Here is a 15,825-nt window from a genome sequence, read left to right on the forward strand (position 1 = left end):
CGCCGGTCCCGGGGCGGTCCGCCGGGCACCTGAACGGAATCCCACCGCGACACCGGCGCGACCTCCCCGCACGGCGGGACCGAGAGACACGGCGACGGCGCCGCCCCACCGGGCGGCGCCGTCGTCGGTCCTTCGGCCCCTCGGCCGCCGGGGCGTCAGCCCGAGCGCTCGACCACGTAGTCGCACAGCGCCTCGAAGGCGCCCCTGGCCGGGCTCTCGGGCAGGGTCGCCAGCTCCGCGCGCGCCTTGTCGGCCCAGCCGCGCAGCGTGGCCTCGGCCTCGGCCATCGCCGGGTGCACCCGCAGCAGCGCCAGCGCCTCCTCGGCCTCCTCGTCGTCCAGCGGACGGCCCAGCAGCGACTTGAGCCGCTCGTCCGCCGCGTCCTGGGAGCGCAGCGCGTAGAACATCGGCAGGGTCAGCACGCCCTCGCGCAGGTCGGTCCCCGGGGTCTTGCCCGAGTCGGTGCTCTCGCTCGCCACGTCCAGCAGGTCGTCGGCCAGCTGGAAGGCCATCCCCAGCGCGTCGCACGCCCGCGTGACCGTCCCGATCGTCTCGGGGTCGACCTTGCCGAACATGCCGCCGAACTCCGCCGACGACGCGATCAGGGAGGCCGTCTTGTCGCTGATCACCCGCAGGTAGTGGTCCAGCGGGTCCGTGCCCTCCTGGGGACCGGAGGTCTCCAGGATCTGCCCCTGCACCAGGCGCCCGAACGTGGTCGCCTGGAGCCGGACCGCCTCGGTGCCCAGGTCGGCGAGCATCTCCGAGGCGCGGGCGAACACGTAGTCGCCGGTCAGGATGGCGACGCTGTTGCCCCAGCGCTGGTTGGCGCTGGGCTCGCCGCGCCGCAGCTCGGCCTCGTCCATGACGTCGTCGTGGTAGAGCGTGGCCACGTGGGTGAGCTCCACCACGGCCGCGGCCGGGATGAGGTCGGGCACGGACGGGTCGCCGAAGTGGGCGGCCAGCAGCACCAGGGTCGCGCGGAAGCGCTTGCCCCCGGCGGCCAGCAGGTGGGACGCCGCCTCGGTCAGCAGGGGGTCGCTCGACGCGACCGACTCCCGCAGCAGGTCCTCGACCTTCTCCAGGTTGTCCTGGACCTCCCGGGCAAGGGCATCGTCGACTCTCGGCAGAGCGAGAAACCCGCTCGGGACAGCACCGCTCACCGTACAGCTCCACCTGTCGAACGGCACGGAGGTGACCCCGGGTGAGGGGGCCACCGCGTGCTCAGCACATGAACATGATCCGACTTGCCACGGTATCCGACCCGGAATGAACAGCCAAAGCCACACCCGGGTACGGAACCGGCAGGTGACGAATCCCAGGTCAGACCCGGTAATTGGTCACTCTGCCGGTCACTCGCGGTCAGCGCCCGCGTCCGTCCGGGAACCGCGGCCCGTACCCGCCGGTCACCGCGCGTTCACGGCCACCGGTCACTCCGTGCCCCCGGCCTGCGTCGACGCCTGTTCGACCATCACCGAGGTCGGGGCCTGGTCGGCGTCGGCCGGGGGCAGCAGGTTGTCGAGCACCGCCCCCGGGTACACGCCGAGCAGCAGCGTCGCCGCCACCCCGATCGCGATGACCCCGCCCGTGGCCGCGCCCGCGCGCACCACCGTGGGGCCCTCGCCCTCCGGGTCCCGGAAGAACATCACCACGATGATCCGCACGTAGAAGAACGCGGTCACCGCGCTGCTCAGCACACCGACCACGACCAGCGGGACGGCACCGGCGGCCACCGCCGCCTCGAATACCGCGAACTTGCCGATGAAGCCGCTCGTGAGCGGGATCCCGGCGAACGCCAGCAGGAACAGCGCCAGCGCCCCGGCCAGCACCGGCGAGCGGCGGCCCAGCCCCGCCCACCGGTCCAGGTCGCCCAGCTCCTGGCCGCCGTCCTTGGTCCGCACCAGCGTCACCACCGCGAACGCGCCCAGCGTGGTGAACCCGTAGGCCGCCAGGTAGAACATGGCGCCCGCGAGCCCGTCCGTGCTGCCCGCCACGACGGCGGTCAGGATGAACCCGGCGTGCACCACCGACGAGTAGGCCAGCAGCCGCTTGACGTCGCGCTGGGTCACCGCGATGACCGCGGCCACGACCATCGTCAGGACGGCCACCGCCCACAGCATCGGCTCCCAGGTCTGGGCCGAGCCGCCGAAGGGCACGAAGAACACCCGCAGCAGGGCGCCGAACGCGGCGACCAGCGTGCAGGAGGCCATCAGCGCCGTGATCGGGGTCGGCGCGCCCTGGTACACGTCCGGCTTCCAGTTGTGGAAGGGCACCGCGCCGACCTTGAACAGCAGGCCGACCGCCACCAGGCCGATGCCCATGAGCAGCAGCGGCTCGCCGTCTCCGCCCTGGAAGACGTCCGCGCCGCCCGCCTCCACGGCCGCGCGGATCTCACCGAAGTTCACCGAGCCCGCGTAGCCGTAGACCATGGCGGCGCCGAACAGGAAGAACGCCGAGGAGAACGCGCCCAGCAGGAAGTACTTGACCGCCGCCTCCTGCGAGAACAGGCGGCGGCGCCGGGCCAGCCCGCACAACAGGTACAGCGGCAGGCTCATGACCTCCAGCGCGATGAACATCGTCAGGAAGTCGTTCGAGGCCGGAAACATCAGCATCCCCAGCACCGCGAACATCACCAGCGGGTACACCTCGGTGTGCTGGGAGCCCGCCAGGATGTGCGCGCGCTCCTCCTCGCTCCCGGGCACCGTCGCCGCCTGCGCGGCGAACGCGTCGCGCCCGTCCCGGCGCTCGGAGATCAGCAGCAGGCTCACCAGCGCGAGCACGGTGATGGTGCCCTGGAAGAAGATCACCGTCCGGTCCACCGCCAGCGCCCCGGCGCCGACCGTCACCCCCGGCGCGTCCTCGGGCAGCGAGCCCACCTGGAGCACCAGCAGGACGAACGCGGCCAGCAGCGCGAGCGCCGCGAGCCCGATCTGGATGGCGCGGCGCCGCCCCTGGGGGACGAACGCCTCGAAGAGCACGCCCAGAACACCGGCGGCGAACACCGTGAGCAGCGGCGCGAGCAGCCACCAGTCCATCTGCGGCGCCGCCTCGGTGATGACGGGAAGGTCCATGTGGGGGATCACTCCGCGTCTCCTTCCTCTTCCTGGGCGCCCGCGGCGCCCCCGGTCCCGCTGTCAGGGCCCGCGCCGACCTCCACGGTGCGCTCCACCGCGGGGTTGATCACGTCCAGCACCGGCTGCGGGTAGAGCCCGAGCAGGAGGATGAGCGCGAGCAGCGGGGCCACCGCCCACGTCTCCCGCGCGGACAGGTCGCGCAGGCCGGTCAGGTCCTCGCGGGTGGGTCCGTTCATGGTGCGCTGGTACATCCACAGGATGTAGAGCGCGGCCAGGACCACGCCGACCGCCGCGACGATCGCGGGGGCCGGGCTGAACGCGTACACGCCGACGAACACCAGGAACTCGCTGACGAACGGCGCCAGTCCCGGCAGCGCCAGACCGGCCAGGCCCGTCACCAGGAACACCCCGGCCAGCTTGGGCGCGATCCGCTGCACGCCGCCGTAGTCGCTGATGAGCGCGGAGCCGCGGCGGGCGATCAGGAAGCCCACGACCAGGAACAGCGCGCCGGTCGCGAACCCGTGGTTGACCATGTACAGGGCGGCCCCGGCCTGCCCCTGCGCGGTCAGGGCGAAGATGCCCAGGGTGATGAAGCCGAAGTGGGAGACCGACGTGTAGGCCACCAGGCGCATCATGTCGTTCTGCCCGATGGCCAGGATCGCGCCGTAGATGATGCTCACCAGGCTCAGCGCCACCACCGGCCACACGAACCAGGACACGGCCGCCGGGAACAGCTCCAGGCAGTAGCGCAGCATCCCGTAGGTGCCGACCTTGTCCAGCACGCCCACCAGCAGCACGGCGGTGCCCGGGCGCGAGGCGCCCGCCGCCGAGGGCAGCCAGGTGTGCACGGGCCACATCGGCGCCTTGATCGCGAAGGCGATGAAGAAGCCGAGGAACAGCCAGCGGGCCGTGGCCGGGTCCACGGCGGCCAGGGCGCTGCCCTCGCCGACCAGGTCGCTCCACAGGAAGGTGCCGCCGACGACGTACACGCCGATCACCGCGACCAGCATGACCAGGCCGCCGGCGAGGCTGTAGAGCAGGAACTTGACCGCGGCCCTGGACCGGTCGTCGCCGCGCCCGTAGCGCCCGATCATGAAGTAGACCGGGATGAGCATGGCCTCGAAGAACACGTAGAACAGGAAGACGTCGGTGGCGGCGAAGACGCCGATCATCATCGCTTCCAGGACCAGGATGAGCGCGAAGTATCCGCGCCCCCCGTCCTCCCGGTCGTCGTGCTCGCGCCAGGCGGCCAGGACCACCAGCGGCACCAGCACGGCCGACATCAGGACCAGCGCCAGAGCGATGCCGTCCACGCCCACGGCGTAGCTGACGCCGAAGCGCGGGATCCAGGGGTAGACCTCCTCGAACTGGAGGGCCCCCGCCCGGGAGGTGTCGAATTGCAGGGCCATGGCCCCGAGCACGAGCAGGGTGGCGAGCGAGAAGCCCAGCGTGATCCGCTTGGCGGTCTCGGCCGGGGCCCCGCCCTTGGCCGCGGAGGCGGGCCGCACGGCCGTCGCCGTGGCGGTGGCGCCCGCGGAGGAGGCGGTGGCGGACGAGGCGGCCGAGGCCGCGGCCGTCCGCTCCGTGGCGGCCTTGGCGGTGCGCGGCAGCGCCCAGACCAGGACCGCGCCGACCGCGGGGAGCGCGATCGCGATGGTGAGCCAGGGGATCATGTCAGAACCTCACAGCCAGCGTCGCGGCGACGATGACGGCGCCGAAGAGCATGGTGAGCGCGTACGTGCGGGCGAACCCGGTCTGGACCCGGCCCAGCCCGCTGGAGGAGTCGCGCACCCCGGCGCCGAGCCCGTTGACCGCCCCGTCGATGACCTTGTCCTCGATGACGAGCAGGGCCCGGGTGAGCTGCTGGCCGGGCCGCATGAGCAGGCCCTCGTTGATCTCGTTGCCGTACAGCTCGCGGCTGGCGGCGACGGTGACGAGGTTGCCCTCGGGCGCGGTGCGCTCCACGGGCTTGCGCAGGTAGACCGCCCAGGCGGCGGCCACGCCCAGGACCATGACGCCCAGGGCGGCCAGTCCGTAGGGCGCGGTGAACGCGTGCACGACGTCGAAGTGGTGCGGGTGGGCCCCGGTGGCCGGGGTCAGGAAGCCCGCGAACCGGTCGCCGAGCGTGAGGAAGGCGCCCAGCGCGACCGACCCGACGGCCAGCACCACCATGGGGGCGGTCATGCTGACCGGCGACTCGTGCGGGTGCACGCCCTCGTCCCACCGCTTCTTGCCGAGGAAGGTCATGAAGACCATCCGCGACATGTAGAAGGCGGTGAGCCCCGCGCCGACGATGACGGCGGTCCCGAGCACCATGCCCTGGGTGCCGCCCACGCCGAAGGCCGCGGAGATGATGCTCTCCTTGGTCCACCAGCCCGACAGCAGCGGGAAGCCGATGATGGCCAGGTAGCCGAGGCCGAAGGTGACGAAGGTGACCGGCATGACCCGGGCCAGGCCGCCGTAGCGGCGCATGTCCACGCCGTCGTTCATGGCGTGCATGACCGATCCGGCGCCCAGGAACAGCCCGGCCTTGAAGAAGCCGTGCGTGACCAGGTGGGCGATGGCGGCCACGTAGCCGACCGGGCCGAGCCCGGCGGCCAGGACCATCATGCCGATCTGGCTCATCGTGGACCCGGCCAGGGACTTCTTGATGTCGTCCTTGGCCGAGGCGATGATCCCGCCCGCCAGCATGGTCGCGGCGCCCACGACGGTGACCACGGTCTGGGCGACCGGGGCGCCCTCGAAGATGGGTCCGGCGCGCACGATGAGGTACACGCCCGCGGTGACCATGGTGGCCGCGTGGATGAGCGCGGACACCGGGGTCGGGCCCTCCATGGCGTCGAGCAGCCACGCCTGGAGCGGCAGCTGCGCGGACTTGCCGCAGGCGCCCAGGAGCAGCAGCAGCCCGATGGCGAGCAGCACGCCGTCGCTCGCGCCCGGGACGGCTGCGAACACGTCGCTGAAGCTGACCGCGCCCAGCACCGCGAACATGATCATGATCGCGATGAGCAGGCCCATGTCGCCGACGCGGTTGATGAGGAACGCCTTCTTGGCGGCCACCGCGGCGGAGGGCTTGTACTGCCAGAACCCGATGAGCAGGTAGGACGCCAGGCCCACGCCCTCCCAGCCGAGGAAGAGCAGCACGAAGTTGTCCGCGAGCACCAGCACGAGCATGGCGGCCACGAACAGGTTGAGGTAGGCGAAGAAGCGCCGCCTGCCCGGGTCCTCGGCCATGTAGCCGATGGAGTAGATGTGGATGAGCGACCCCACGAAGGTGATCAGCAGGACGAAGCTGATCGAGAGGGGGTCGACGAGCAGGTCCACCCCGGCGGAGAACTCCCCGACGGAGAACCACTCGTAGACGGGGACGGAGACGCTGCGGGCGTCGGCCGCCCTGCCGAGCAGGTCGAACAGGACGAGCAGCGCCCAGGCGAAGGAGGCGACCGGCAGGGCCGTGGCCAGCCAGTGCCCCCACTTGTCGGTGCGCCTGCCGCCGAGCAGCAGGATCGCCGCGCCCGCGAGCGGCAGGGCGATGAGCAGCCATGCGCCCGACAGCACCGCGCTGTCGGCCGCGGTCGCCACCGCGGGTTCGGCGGCGAGGTACGCGTGAGATGTCACAGCCACGTCGCCTTCTAGTGCTTGAGCAGGTTGGCGTCATCCAGCGACGCCGACCTGCGGGTTCGGAAGATCTGCATGATGATCGCGAGGCCCACGACCACCTCGGCGGCGGCGACGACCATCACGAAGAAGGCGATGACCTGCCCCTCGATGTCCCCGTGCATCCGGGCGAACGCGACGAACGCCAGGTTGCAGGCGTTGAGCATCAGCTCCACGCACATGAAGACGATGATCGCGTTGCGCCGGACCAGGACGCCGACGGCGCCGATGGTGAACAGCAGCGCCGCGAGGACGATGTAGTTCATCGGGTCCACGAGGACTCGACCTCCTGCCCGTTGCCGTTGCCGTTGCGCGGCCCGTCCGCGTCGTCGGGGCCGTCGGGGCCCACGGCCCCGCCGCCGCCCTCGTCGGCGTCGTCCTCGGCCCTCGTTCCGTTCCCCACCCGGTTCCCGGGCCTCTCCGCGGCGGGCCGGGCCCGGTCGTCGGCGACCGGCTCGGCCGTCTTGGAGTCGGCCGAGTCCGAGGCCCCGCCGGGCAGCGGGGCCTGGGCCGCACGCACGGTCTCGGGCACCCGGGACTGGTACTCGGGGGCGCGGGCGGCCAGGACGGGGTTGAGCGAGAGCTGGGAGACCGTGCCGTCCGGCAGCAGCGCGGGCATGTCGATCGCGTTGTGCCGGGCATAGGTGCCCGGTCCCGGCAGCGGGGTCGGGTGGTCGCCGCGGATGCGGTCCTCGGCGATCTCCCGCTGGGTGCGGCGCTTCTTGGTGCGGGCGGTGTGCGCCAGGACCATCGCGCCCAGGACCGCGGTGATGAGCAGCGCGCCGGTGGCCTCGAAGGCGACCACGTAGCGCAGCAGCAGCTCGCCCGCGATCCACGGGATGGTGCCTCCGGCCGCCGCGGCGCCCTCGGTGAGGCCGACCGGGTCGCCCACGGCGATGCGGGTGATGCCCGTGGTCAGGGCGCCGACGAAGCACAGGGCGACGACGGCCGTCATGAGGCGCTGTCCGCTGAGCGTCTCCACCAGGGAGTCGGCCGAGCTGACGCCGATGAGCATCAGCACGAACAGGAACAGCATGAGGACGGCGCCGGTGTAGACGACGATCTGCACGACCATGAGGAAGGGCGCCGCGTTGATGCCGTAGAAGATCGCCAGGCCGACCATGGTCAGCGCCATGGACATCGCCGAGTGCACGGCCTTGCGGGAGAAGACCACGCCCAGGGCGCCGAGGAGGACCACGGCGCCCAAGATCCAGAACGCGGTCGCCTCGCCGCCGCCGATCGGCGCGGCCAGGTGCAGCGGCTGGTCGGACGGCGGGGCGGCGTGGACGCTGGTGAGCGGGTTCAACGGACCGCCTCCGGGGTCTCGGGCGCCTCGTGCCCGTCCTGCGAGCCGTGCTGGCCGCGCCCGGTGGCGTAGTAGTCCTGCTCGGTCTCGCCCAGGCGCATGGGGTGGGGCGGCTGCTCCATGCCCTCGCGCAGCGGGGCCAGCAGCTGCTCCTTGGTCCAGATCAGGCTCTGCCTGCTGTCGTCGGCCAGCTCGTACTCGTTGGTCATCGTCAGGGCGCGCGTGGGACAGGCCTCCACGCACAGCCCGCACAGGATGCACCGCAGGTAGTTGATCTGGTAGACCCGGCCGTAGCGCTCGCCGGGCGAGTACCTGTCGTCGTCGGTGTTGTCACCGGCCTCCACGTAGATGGCGTCGGCCGGGCAGGCCCAGGCGCACAGTTCGCACCCGATGCACTTCTCCAGGCCGTCGGCCCACCTGTTCAGCTGGTGCCGTCCGTGGAAGCGCGGCGCCGTGGGGCGCTTGACCTCCGGGTACTCGACGGTCGGCACCTTCTTGAACATCGTGTGGAAGGTGACACCGAAACCCTTGACGGGGTTGAGCCACTCAAGCACCGGTAACCTCCTCACCCTTCTTGTTGCGGTCGGCGGCGGCCGGGGCCGTCCGCGGCGGTTCGGCGAGCACGCTGCTGCCGTAGTGCGGTGCGGCGCTCGGCGGAACCGGGAAGCCGCCGAAGGCGGGTTCCCGGTGCGCCCGGCGGGCGTTCTCCGCGCGCTGGCGGGCCTCCTCGGCGCGCTCGCGGCGCACGTGGCGCAGCCAGGCGGCGAAGGCGGCCACGGTCGCGGCGGTGAAGGCGGCGATCACCACGCCGACGACCAGCGGGGAGGCGCCGTCCAGGACGAGCATCCGCACGACGGCGACGGCGGTGATCCACACCAGCTGGATCGGGATGAGCACCTTCCAGCCCAGCTTCATGAGCTGGTCGTAGCGCACCCGGGGCAGGCTGCCGCGCGCCCAGATGAACAGGAACATCACGCAGACGAACTTGAGCAGCCACCACAGGGCGGGCCACCAGCCCTCGTTGGCGCCCGGCAGGATCGCCGCGATCCCGGGCGGGGCGAGCCAGCCGCCGAGGAAGAGCGTGACGGACACGGCGGCGACCGTGCACATGTTCACGTACTCCGCGAGGAAGAACATCGTGAACTTCATGGACCCGTACTCGGTCATGAAGCCGCCGACGATCTCGCCCTCGCCCTCGGCCAGGTCGAAGGGCAGCCGGTTGGTCTCGCCGACCATCGTCACCAGGTAGATGAGGAAGGACGGCAGGAGCAGCACGGCGAACCACAGTCCGCGCTGGGACTCGACGATCCCCGAGGTGGTCAGGGTCCCGGACATGATGAAGACCGCGACGAAGGACAGGCCCATCGCGATCTCGTAGCTGATCACCTGCGCGGAGGCGCGCAGGCCGCCGAGCAGGGCGTAGGGCGACTGGGAGGCCCAGCCGCCGAGCACGAACCCGTAGACCCCCAGCGCGGCGGTGGCCAGGACCACCAGGGCCGCGACGGGCAGGTCGGTGAGCTGGAGCGGGGTGATGACCCCGAACAGGTTCACCTCGGGCCCGATCGGGATGACCGAGAAGGCGATGAAGGCGGGCACGGCCGCGATCATCGGCGCGGCGATGTAGACGAACCGGTCCACCCCGCGCGGGATCAGGTCCTCCTTGAGGGAGAGCTTGATGCCGTCGAAGAGCGACTGGAACAGGCCGAAGGGGCCCATCCGGTTGGGTCCGTGGCGCTGCTGCATCCGGCCCATGACCTTGCGGTCGGCCATGATCATCATCAGCACGCAGATCATGAGGAAGACGAAGATCGCCAGCGCCTTGATGGTGGTGATCCACCAGGGGTCGCCGCCGAAGGCGCTCAGCGTCTCCTCTGAGGCCAGGTGGGCGGTCACGCCCGGACCGAGAGCGGCGGGGGTCACTGCTGCCTCCCGTGGGTGCTGGCGGACCCGTTGCTACCGGTTCCGGTGGTGGTGGACGCGGACAGCAGGACGGTCTGCCCCGCGCCGCCGCCCAGGTCGCGGGGAACGTCGCACCCGTCGGCGTTGGCCGGGAGCCAGACGACGCGGTCGGCGATGTCGGTGACGATGACCGGCACGGTCACCGATCCGCGGGCTCCGGTGACGTGCAGGGTTCCGCCGTCGGGGACGCCGATCTCCTCGGCCGTGGCCGGGGACAGGTAGGCGCGCGCCTGCCGGGCGGTCCCGGCGAGGTAGGGCTCGCCGTCCTCCATGCGGCCGGTGCCGAGCAGCTGCCGCCAGGTGGACAGCAGTGCCTGGCCGGGTTCGGGCCGCACGACCTCGACGGGCCGCACGCGGGGTCCGTCCGCGCGCTCGCCGGTCCACAGGCCCAGCTCCATCAGCTCGCCGTAGGCGGACGCGGCGTCGGGCAGGCCCAGGTGCACGTCCATCTGGTCGGCGATCGCGGAGAGCACCCGCAGGTCGGACAGCGCGCCGGGCACCCTGAGCGCGTCGCCGAAGGGCCGGTGGCGGCCCTCCCAGTTGACGAAGGTGCCGGACTTCTCGGCGACGGCGGCCACCGGCAGCACCACGTCGGCGCGGTCGGTGACGTCGCTGGCGCGCAGTTCGAGGCTGACGACGAACGGCACCCGGGCCAGGGCCGCGCGGGCGGCGTCGGGGTCGGGCAGGTCGTCCAGCTCCACCCCGGCGACGACCAGGGCGTCCAGCTCCCCGGCGGCGGCCGCCGCGAGGATGGCGGCGGTGTCGCGGCCGGGGGTCTCGGGCAGGGAGCCCACGTTCCAGACCTGGGCGACCTCGGCGCGGGCGGAGGGGTCGGCGACCGGTCGGCCTCCGGGCAGCAGGCCCGGCAGCGCTCCGGCGTCCACGGCCCCGCGCTCCCCGGCGCGGCGCGGCACCCACACCAGGCGGGCGCCGGTCCGCTCGGCCAGGGCCGCGGCGGCGGTCAGGGCGCCGGGCACGGCGGCCAGGCGCTCGCCCGCCATGATGACCGCGCCCTCCTGGTTCAGGGCCGCGACGACGTCGGGGTCGTCGGTGTCCAGGGCGTTGAGGACGCGGGCCTCGTCGCCGGGGACGGCCCGGACCAGGGTCCCGTGGGTCTTGGTCAGGCCCAGGCTGGCGTGGGAGCCGACCGAGTAGACCTTGAGGCCGCGCTTGCGCACTCCCTTGCGCAGCCGCAGGAAGACCAGGGGCGACTCGTCCTCGGGCTCGAACCCGGCCAGCAGGACCGCGGGCGCCTTCTCCAGGGCGGTGAAGTCCACGCCGACCGGGGTCCCGGCCACGTGGGCGGCCAGGAAGTCGGCCTCCTCGGGCGAGTGCGCGCGGGCGCGGGCGTCCACGTCGTTGGTGCGCAGGGCCACGCGGGCGAACTTGGCGTAGGCGTAGGCGTCCTCGTAGGTGAGGCGGCCCCCGGTCAGGACGCCGACCCGGCCGCGGGCGGCGGCCAGGCCCTGGGCGGCGACGCCGACCGCCTCGGACCAGGAGGCGAACTCCAGGGCCCGGGACTCCCCGTCGCGCACCAGCGGGCGGGACAGGCGGTCGGACTGGGTGGTGTAGCTGAACGCCCACCGGCCCTTGTCGCAGTTCCACTCCTCGTTGACCTGCGGGTCGTCCCCGGCCAGGCGGCGCATGACCTTGCCGCGCCGGTGGTCGGTGCGCTGGGCGCACCCGTCGGCGCAGTGCTCGCACACGCTGGGCGTGGACACCAGGTCGAAGGGGCGCGACCGGAACCGGTAGGCGGAGCCGGTGAGCGCGCCGACCGGGCAGATCTGCACGGTGTTGCCGGAGAAGTAGGACTGGAAGGGCTCGCCCTCGGCGATGCCGACCTGCTCGTCGGCGCCGCGCTCCATCAGCTCGATGAGCGGGTCGCCCGCGATCTGCGCGGCGAAGCGGGTGCAGCGGGCGCACTGCACGCAGCGCTCCCGGTCCAGCAGCACCTCGGTGGACAGCGCGATCGGCTTGGGGAAGGTCCGCTTGACGTCGACGAAGCGGGTCTCGCCCTGCCCGGTGGACATGGCCTGGTTCTGGAGGGGGCACTCGCCGCCCTTGTCGCAGACCGGGCAGTCCAGCGGGTGGTTGATGAGCAGGAACTCCATGATCCCGCGCTGGGCCTTCTCCGCCACCGGGGAGGTCAGGTGGGTGTTGACCACCATCCCCTCCATGACGGTGATGGTGCAGGAGGCCTGCGGCTTGGGCATGCCGCGCCCGTTGCCCATGTCGGGGATCTCGACCAGGCACTGGCGGCAGGCCCCGACCGGGTCCAGCAGCGGGTGGTCGCAGAACCTCGGGATCTGGATGCCGAGGAGTTCGGCGGCCCGGATCAGGAGGGTCCCCTTGGGCACCTGGACCTGGAACCCGTCGATGGTGACGGTGACGAGGTCCTCGGGCGGCGGTGCGGGCGCGGCTCCGCCGGAGGAGTTGGAGGTGACGGTCACTGCTGTCCTCCCGTCGTGGTCGGCCGGTCGCCCCAGAGGGTGGCCCGGGAGTGGTCGAAGGGGCAGCCGCCCCGTTCCACGTGGTCGATGTACTCCTGGCGGAAGTGCTTGATCGAGGAGGTCACCGGGCTGGTCGCGCCGTCGCCGAGGGCGCAGAAGGAGCGGCCGAGCAGGTTGTCGCAGATGTCCAGGAGCTTGTCGAGGTCGGCCTCGGTGCCCTGCCCGTTCTCCAGCCGGTCCAGGACCTGGACCATCCAGAAGTTGCCCTCGCGGCAGGGCGTGCACTTGCCGCAGGACTCGTGGGCGTAGAAGGCGATCCAGCGGCCGACGGCCTTCACCACGCAGGTCGTCTCGTCGAAGATCTGGAGGGCGCGGGTGCCGAGCATGGACCCGGCGGCGCCCACCGACTCGAAGTCGAGCGGGGTGTCCAGGTGCTCCTCGGTGAAGATCGGCGTGGAGGAGCCGCCGGGCGTCCAGAACTTGAGCCGGTGCCCGGGCCGCATCCCGCCCGACATGTCGAGCAGCTCGCGCAGGGTCACGCCCAGCGGGGCCTCGTACTGGCCGGGGTTGGCCACGTGCCCGGACAGGGAGAAGAAGCCGAACCCGGCGGACTTCTCGGTGCCCATGGACGTGAACCAGTCGGCGCCGTTGGCCACGATGCTCGGCACGCTGGCGATGGACTCGACGTTGTTGACCACGGTCGGCGAGGCGTAGAGCCCGGCGACCGCGGGGAAGGGCGGCTTGAGCCGGGGCTGGCCCCGGTAGCCCTCCAGTGAGTCCAGCAGCGCGGTCTCCTCGCCGCAGATGTAGGCGCCCGCCCCGGCGTGGACGACGACGTCGAGGTCGAAGCCGGTGCCCAGGACGTCCCTGCCGAGCAGTCCGGCCTCGTAGGCCTCGGCGACGGCCCGGCGCAGGCGCCGGATGACGTGCAGGACCTCGCCGCGCACGTAGATGAAGGCCTGGCTGGACTTGATCGCGTACGCGGCGATCGCCACCCCCTCCACCAGCACGTGCGGGTTGGCGAGCATGAGCGGGATGTCCTTGCAGGTGCCCGGCTCGGACTCGTCGGCGTTGACGACGAGGTAGCGCGGGTTGGGGTTGTCCGCGGGCAGGAAGCCCCACTTCATCCCGGTGGGGAACCCGGCGCCGCCGCGGCCGCGCAGGCCGGACTTCTTGACCAGGTCCACGATGGCGTCGGGCTCCATGGCCAGCGCCTTGCGCAGCGCGCCGTAGCCGCCGGTGGCCCGGTAGCCCTCCAGGGTGAAGGAGTCGGGGCGGTCCCAGTCGCGCGACAGGATCGGGGTCAGGGTGGTCACTTGGCGTCCTCCTCACCCTGTTCGCGGGGCGGAAGGTTGTCGGGGTCCGGAGCGGTCCAGCCGCGTTCCCTGGCCAGCCTGAGTCCGGCCAGGGAGGGCGCGGCGGCCTGGACGCCCTCGCCCGCGCGCCCGTCCTCGAACCCGGCCAGCACGCGGGAGGCCTGCTTCCAGGTGCACAGGCTGGCGGGGCCGCGCGTGGGCGCGACGTCCCTGCCCAGGCGCAGGTCGTCCACGAGCCGCTTGGCCGTGTCGGGGGTCTGGTTGTCGAAGAACTCCCAGTTGACCATCACGACCGGCGCGAAGTCGCAGGCCGCGTTGCACTCGACGTGCTCCAGCGTGACCTTGCCGTCCTCGGTGGTCTCGTTGTTGCCGACCCCCAGGTGGTCCTTGAGGGTCTGGAAGATCTCGTCGCCGCCCATCACCGCGCACAGGGTGTTGGTGCACACGCCCACCTGGTAGTCGCCGCCGGGGCGGCGGCGGTACATGGTGTAGAACGTGGCGACCGCGTTGACCTCGGCGAGGGTGATGCCGAGCTGGTCGGCGCAGAAGCGCATCCCGGCCTTGCTGACGTGCCCCTCCTCGGCCTGCACCAGGTGCAGCAGCGGCAGCAGCGCCGAGCGCGGCCGCGGGTAGCGGCCGATGATCTCCTTGGCCTCGGGCTCCAGCCGAGCGGTGACCTCGGCGGTGAAGGCCTCGCGGGGCTCGGCCGTCACCGCGGTCTCGGTGGTCTCGTGCTCGCTCACCGGTCCACGCCTCCCATCACCGGGTCGATACTGGCCACGGCGGCGATGACGTCCGCCACCGTTCCCCCCTCGCACATGGCCGCGACGGCCTGCAGGTGGGTGAACGAGGGGTCGCGGAAGTGCACGCGGTGGGGGCGGGTGCTCCCGTCGCTGACCGCGTAGCAGCCGAGTTCGCCCTTGGCGCTCTCGACGGCCGCGTAGGCCTGGCCCGCGGGGACCCGGAAGCCCTCGGTGACCAGCTTGAAGTGGTGGATGAGCGCCTCCATGGAGCCGCTCATGATGTGCGCGATGTGGTCGGGCGAGTTGCCCAGGCCGTCGGGCCCCAGCGCCAGCTTGGCGGGCCAGCCGATCTTGGCGTCCTGGATCATCACCGGGCCGGGCTGGAGCTTGTCCAGGCACTGCTCGACGATCTTCAGGCTCTCCTCCATCTCGGCCATGCGCACCCGGTAGCGGGCGTAGACGTCGCCGCCGTCGGAGACGGGGACGTCGAACTCGTAGCCCTCGTAGCCGCAGTAGGGCTTGGCCTTGCGCAGGTCCCAGGCCAGGCCGGAGGCCCGCAGCAGCGGGCCGGTGACGCCGAGCGCCATGCAGCCGGGCAGGTTGAGGTGGGCCACGTCCTGGGTGCGGGCGAGGTAGATGGGGTTCTCGTCCAGGAGCTTGCGCATGACGGTGATGCGCTTGGGCATCTCCTTGAGCAGCTCGCGGACCTTGCCGGCCGCGCCGGGCGGCAGGTCCTGGGCCACGCCGCCGGGGCGGATGTAGGCGTGGTTCATCCTCAGGCCGGTGACCAGCTCGAAGATGTCCAGGATCATCTCGCGCTCACGGAAGCCGTTGGTCATGACCGTGGTCGCGCCCAGCTCCATGCCGAAGGTCGCCATCGCCACGAAGTGCGAGGCCATCCGGTTGAGCTCCATCATCATCACGCGGATGACGTTGGCCCGCTCGGGGACGCGGTCCTCGATGCCGAGCAGCTTCTCGACCGCCAGGCAGTACGCCGCCTCGTTGAACAGCGGCGTCAGGTAGTCCATGCGGGTCACGAACGTGGTGCCCTGCGTCCACGTCCGGTACTCCATGTTCTTCTCGATACCGGTGTGCAGGTAGCCGATACCGACGCGCGCCTCGGTGCAGGTCTCACCGTCGAGGGTGAGGATGAGCCGCAGGACGCCGTGCGTGGAGGGGTGCTGGGGTCCCATGTTGACGACGAGGCGTTCGGCGCTGGTGGCCTGCGCCTTCTCGATGACGTCGTCCCAGTCCCCGCCGGAGGCGTCGATGTAGTCCTCGGTGATGGTCATGCCGGGCCTCCCTCTGTGACGGAGTGCGTGG

The 15,825-nt window shown here is 71.9% G+C and carries 12 protein-coding genes; all 12 read right to left on the bottom strand.

Translation table 11 applies throughout. From position 1 onward, the window contains the following. Window positions 1-155 precede the first annotated feature (155 nt). Complete coding sequence (locus tag G011_RS0122120; protein WP_019610396.1) at window positions 156-1,160, bottom strand: polyprenyl synthetase family protein; 1,005 nt, start codon at window positions 1,158-1,160, stop codon at window positions 156-158. A gap of 267 nt (window positions 1,161-1,427) precedes the next feature. Beyond that, the gene (nuoN, locus tag G011_RS0122125; protein WP_036552958.1) at window positions 1,428-3,068 is read right to left on the bottom strand and encodes an NADH-quinone oxidoreductase subunit NuoN; all 1,641 of its coding nucleotides are present in this window, start codon (window positions 3,066-3,068) and stop codon (window positions 1,428-1,430) included. Between the two features lie 8 nt (window positions 3,069-3,076). Next, a complete protein-coding gene (locus tag G011_RS0122130) occupies window positions 3,077-4,744 on the bottom strand; it encodes an NADH-quinone oxidoreductase subunit M (protein ID WP_019610398.1) in 1,668 nt (555 codons plus the stop codon). Window position 4,745: 1 nt separating this feature from the next. Further along, window positions 4,746-6,689: an NADH-quinone oxidoreductase subunit L gene (gene nuoL, locus G011_RS0122135; protein ID WP_026338544.1), complete on the bottom strand. Its 1,944-nt coding sequence runs from the start codon at window positions 6,687-6,689 to the stop codon at window positions 4,746-4,748. Between the two features lie 14 nt (window positions 6,690-6,703). Next, complete coding sequence (nuoK, locus tag G011_RS0122140) at window positions 6,704-7,003, bottom strand: NADH-quinone oxidoreductase subunit NuoK (protein ID WP_013156051.1); 300 nt, start codon at window positions 7,001-7,003, stop codon at window positions 6,704-6,706. Beyond that, window positions 6,991-8,034, bottom strand: a complete 1,044-nt coding sequence (locus G011_RS0122145) for an NADH-quinone oxidoreductase subunit J (RefSeq protein ID WP_019610400.1) — start codon at window positions 8,032-8,034, stop codon at window positions 6,991-6,993. The genes nuoK and G011_RS0122145 overlap by 13 nt, the downstream gene beginning before the upstream one ends. Continuing rightward, on the bottom strand, window positions 8,031-8,588 hold the full coding sequence (nuoI, locus tag G011_RS0122150) for an NADH-quinone oxidoreductase subunit NuoI (protein WP_013156049.1): 558 nt from the start codon (window positions 8,586-8,588) through the stop codon (window positions 8,031-8,033). The genes G011_RS0122145 and nuoI overlap by 4 nt, the downstream gene beginning before the upstream one ends. Then, window positions 8,581-9,954, bottom strand: coding sequence for an NADH-quinone oxidoreductase subunit NuoH (gene nuoH, locus G011_RS0122155; protein ID WP_013156048.1), 1,374 nt, complete (start codon window positions 9,952-9,954; stop codon window positions 8,581-8,583). The genes nuoI and nuoH overlap by 8 nt, the downstream gene beginning before the upstream one ends. After that, window positions 9,951-12,443, bottom strand: coding sequence for an NADH-quinone oxidoreductase subunit G (locus tag G011_RS0122160; RefSeq protein WP_019610401.1), 2,493 nt, complete (start codon window positions 12,441-12,443; stop codon window positions 9,951-9,953). The genes nuoH and G011_RS0122160 overlap by 4 nt, the downstream gene beginning before the upstream one ends. Beyond that, window positions 12,440-13,759, bottom strand: a complete 1,320-nt coding sequence (gene nuoF / locus G011_RS0122165; RefSeq protein ID WP_019610402.1) for an NADH-quinone oxidoreductase subunit NuoF — start codon at window positions 13,757-13,759, stop codon at window positions 12,440-12,442. The genes G011_RS0122160 and nuoF overlap by 4 nt, the downstream gene beginning before the upstream one ends. Continuing rightward, a complete protein-coding gene (nuoE, locus tag G011_RS0122170) occupies window positions 13,756-14,502 on the bottom strand; it encodes an NADH-quinone oxidoreductase subunit NuoE (protein WP_019610403.1) in 747 nt (248 codons plus the stop codon). The genes nuoF and nuoE overlap by 4 nt, the downstream gene beginning before the upstream one ends. Next, on the bottom strand, window positions 14,499-15,794 hold the full coding sequence (locus tag G011_RS0122175; protein ID WP_019610404.1) for an NADH-quinone oxidoreductase subunit D: 1,296 nt from the start codon (window positions 15,792-15,794) through the stop codon (window positions 14,499-14,501). The genes nuoE and G011_RS0122175 overlap by 4 nt, the downstream gene beginning before the upstream one ends. Window positions 15,795-15,825: the final 31 nt, after the last annotated feature.

This window comes from Nocardiopsis sp. CNS-639 (assembly GCF_000381685.1).
Lineage (GTDB): Bacteria > Actinomycetota > Actinomycetes > Streptosporangiales > Streptosporangiaceae > Nocardiopsis > Nocardiopsis dassonvillei.

Excerpts from the sequence above, each read along its gene's own strand:
- G011_RS0122130 (WP_019610398.1), bottom strand. The coding sequence starts at position 4,744 with ATGATCCCCTGGCTCACCATCGCGATCGCGCTCCCCGCGGTCGGCGCG.
- nuoN (WP_036552958.1), bottom strand. The coding sequence starts at position 3,068 with ATGGACCTTCCCGTCATCACCGAGGCGGCGCCGCAGATGGACTGGTGG.
- G011_RS0122175 (WP_019610404.1), bottom strand. The coding sequence starts at position 15,794 with ATGACCATCACCGAGGACTACATCGACGCCTCCGGCGGGGACTGGGAC.